Raw genomic sequence first — 3,606 nt, 5'->3', positions numbered from 1 at the left:
GAGCGAGTCGACGGTCGTTCTCGCCGGCCGATGGTGATAGACGCCGCAGGCGATCGACTCGCCGTCCACAGTCTGCTCCTGCCAGCTCGGGCGGACGCCGCGTACGAAGAGGTAGTGCACGCCCCCGAAATGGCGCCCGTAGTCGTAGTCGGCGAGCCTTTGCCCGAGGTAGCGGTGCAGGGCGACGCAGTAGAGCAGGTGCTGCAGATGGTAGCCATGCTCGGCCATCGCCGTCGCCAGCGGCTGCTGCTGGTAGTCGGCAGGGGCGTAACCGAGATGGTTCGATTTCCAGTCGAGGATGTAGTAGCGGTCGGCATGGCAGAAGATCAGGTCGATGAAGCCCTTGAGATAGCCGGTCAGCGGCTGGAAGCCCAGCCTCGGCAGCGCGTAGCCGTGCCGGTGCAGCCAGTCATTGAGCATCTGGGGCGTGATTCCTGCTGCCGGCAGGTTGAACCCCAGTTCGACCAGGCGTTGCTGGCGCGGGATGGCGGCGAGGACGACATCGCCCGGCAGTCGGGTCGCCAGGACGTCGTCGAGCAGGCGGCGCAGCATGCGCGCCAGACGCGTGGCGGATTCCGCCGACGACAGGCCGGGCAGCGACTGTGGGCAGGTGGCCAGCGCCTGCGCGATGGCGTCTGGCCAGCCACCCGGATCGGTAAAGTCGATACGCTCGAAGAGGGCGTGCACGCAATCGCCGGCGGCCGGACCGCGCGGGAAGCGGAGAATGTCGTCGGGCGCGATCTCCGCCAGGAGCAGCGTGGCGCTGGTGCCGCTGCCGCCAGGGATCGGTGACGGTAGCGAACGGCCGTCGTGATCGCTCGCCGCCGTTTCGCTTTCAACGCCGTGCAGCAGGCTGCTGAAGCTGCCGATGCGCCAGCCGGCAGGGATTCGCTCGGGTGGGCGAAGCGCGTTCAGGGTTTCCGCCGCCACGTCGGCGACGGTGAGTGCTGTCGCTGCTCCGTCGGGCAGGTCGGTCAGCGACAAATGCGGATTTGCCCCTGCTGCCAGCTCGCGCCAGGCGTTTTCGATCTCGGCTTCGGACAGCGTGTGCTTGAGCCAGCCGGCGTGGTTCATGCCCCTGCCGGCGACCAGCCAGTTGAGCAGGCTGCGCTTGCTCGCGGTCGTCGAAAGCCGCCCGAACGCCAGGCTGGCATAGCAGCCGGCGACCAGGTAGCAGCGATGCACCGCGCGGGTCAGCGCAACGTAGAGCAGGCGCATGAACTCGGCGTCCTTTTCTTCTAAGCGGCGGCGCTTGATCTCGTCCGCATCGTCGGCCTCGCTGGCGGGGCGGAAGTCGATCACCGGCTGCCCGTCGTCGTCGTGATATTCGCGGCCTTCGAGTTCGTCGACAGCGGAACGGTGGCCGTCCCACAGGAAGGGGCAGAACACCACCTCGTATTCGAGGCCCTTGGACTTGTGGATAGTGACGATCTGCACCAGGTTGCGGTCCGATTCGAGGCGCAACTGCGCCACCTCGTCGGCGCCATCGTCGCCACGCCGGGTGGCCAGCCAGCGCAACAGCGCATCCGGGGACGGATTTTCAGCACTGGCCTGCTGCAGCAGTTCGCCGAGATGGAGCAGGTTGGTCAGCCGCCGTTCGCCGTCGCTGCGTGCGAGCAGGCGGCAGGCGATCGTTTCGTCGTCCATCCATTGCCGGAGCATGACGCCAAAGCCCCGGCGCAGCCAGGTGTCGCGGTAGCCGCTGAAGCGCGACATGGTCTGCAGCAGCCGTGTTTCGTCGTCGGCCAGCGCGGCGACGGCGGCGGCATCGAAGCCCATCAGCTCGGTAGCCAGCGCGCCATTCAGCAGCGACTGGCGGGCCGGCTCGATGATCGCCAGCAGGACGTGTTCCAGACTCGCGGCGTCAGGCGTGTGGAAAATGCTGTGCTGCGACAGCTCGACGCTGCCGACACCGACCTGTAGCAGGGCGTCCTTGACCATCCGGCCCTGCCTGTGGCTCTTGACCAGGATGGCGATGTCGCCCGGTGCCAGCGGGCGCTGGCCGATGCTGATCCGGTCGGCCGACGCTTCGCCGAGCAGTCGCGCCACTTCGGCGGCGGTGGCGCGCCGCGCCGCTTGCTGGGCCTGGCCGCGCGGCAGGTGCTGACCATCAACGGTGGGCAGTTGCCAGATGCGCAAGGCCGCGGACTCTGCCTCGCTTCGGTCGGTAAACGCTTGGCGCGGCTTGTCGCCGGGGCTCACCGGCTGGTAGTCGAGGCCGGCGAGGATGAAGGCGTTGGGATTTACGGTGAACAGCGCGTTGCCGGCAGCGATCAGGCCGGCGGTCGAGCGCTGGTTGTGGCGCAGGGTGGTCGGCGCATCGACTTGCCGCCGGGCGGCCAGGTAGGTGTGCAGGTCGGCGTTGCGAAAGCTGTAGATCGCCTGCTTGGGATCGCCGACCAGGAACAGCGGCGCCGCCGGCCGCTCGGCGCTGGCGCCATAAATGCAGTCGAAAATTGCGTACTGCAGCGGGTCGGTGTCCTGGAATTCGTCAATCAGCGCCACCGGATAGCGCTCGCGCAAGGCGCCAGCCAGCCAGGGCGCATCGCCCGAAGTCAGGGCGGTGTGGACGTTGTGCAGCATGTCATCGAAGGACAGCACGCGCTGCCGGCGCTTGGCCTGTCGCATGGCGGCGCCGGCTTCGGCGAACAGGCTGCGCAGCAGGCGCAGGCGCGCCATCTCCAGCGCTTGTGCCACGGCCGTGTGCATGGCCAGCAGCTGATCGGCGGCGTCGAAGAAGGGGTGGGTGGGTGGCGTCTGCTTCTTCTTGGTCCTGGCGGTGATGCAGCCACTGGTGAATAGACCCGCCTTGCCCGACTTGGTATCGGGAGCGCTCAGCGGGGCGCCGCTGGCCAGCCAGTGGCTCCAGGCAGTTGCTGCCGTGCGCACGGACTCCTGCTTGTAGGAGTTGGCGTTGAGGGCGGCGAGACCGGCCAGCAGCGCTGCGGTTGGCTCGGCGCCGTCACCGGCCCAGAGCTGCCGGGCCTTGTCGAAGGCCGCTCCCAGGCAGGCGCTGTCGATTTCGGCTTGGGCGCCGTCGATTTCATCTGGCCAGAGGACGCGCGAGCGGGGCTTGGCCATCTGGCGTTTGAGCAGCTTGGCCCATTTTTCGGGCGAATCCCGGTGCTGTACGAGGTAGTCGGCGAGCACCGGCGAAATCCGCTCGCTGGCGACATGCCGGCGCCAGAAGTCGCTGACGGCCTCGAGCCGCAGCGGCTGGTCGTCTTGCAGCAGTTCGAGGCGAAACGGCAGGCCGGCGGCAAACGGCGTATCGGCCAGGGCGCGCTGGCAGAAGCCGTGAATGGTGAACACCGCGGCTTCGTCGAAAGTGTGCAGCGCGGCTTCGAGCAGGGTGCGCATGCGCTGACGGTCGATGCCGGCGTTGCTTTCGACGGCGGCGACCAGCCGGGCGATGAACGGGTCGCCGGTGCTCGTTGCGTGTTGCAGCCAGGCGAGGACGTCGACGATTCGCGTGCGGATCCGTTGCCGGAGCTCGGCGGTGGCCGCGTTGGTGAAGGTGACGACCAGGATCTGTTGCGCTTCCAGGCCTGTTTCCAGCAGCAGGCGCAGGTAGAGGCCGCAGATGTTCCACGTCTTGCCGGTTCC

At 67.9% G+C, this 3,606-nt stretch carries 1 protein-coding gene; it reads right to left on the bottom strand.

The genetic code is table 11. The annotated features are described in order from the left end of the window. Positions 1-3,606 (bottom strand): exodeoxyribonuclease V subunit beta (gene recB, locus RUW20_RS10800; protein WP_313952216.1); only part of this gene is annotated, 3,606 nt, incomplete at both ends.

Source organism: Accumulibacter sp., assembly GCF_032229525.1.
Classification (GTDB): Bacteria; Pseudomonadota; Gammaproteobacteria; order Burkholderiales; family Rhodocyclaceae; genus Accumulibacter.
Note: the sequence above shows the minus strand (reverse complement) of the source record. Positions and strands in the feature narration are given on the sequence as shown.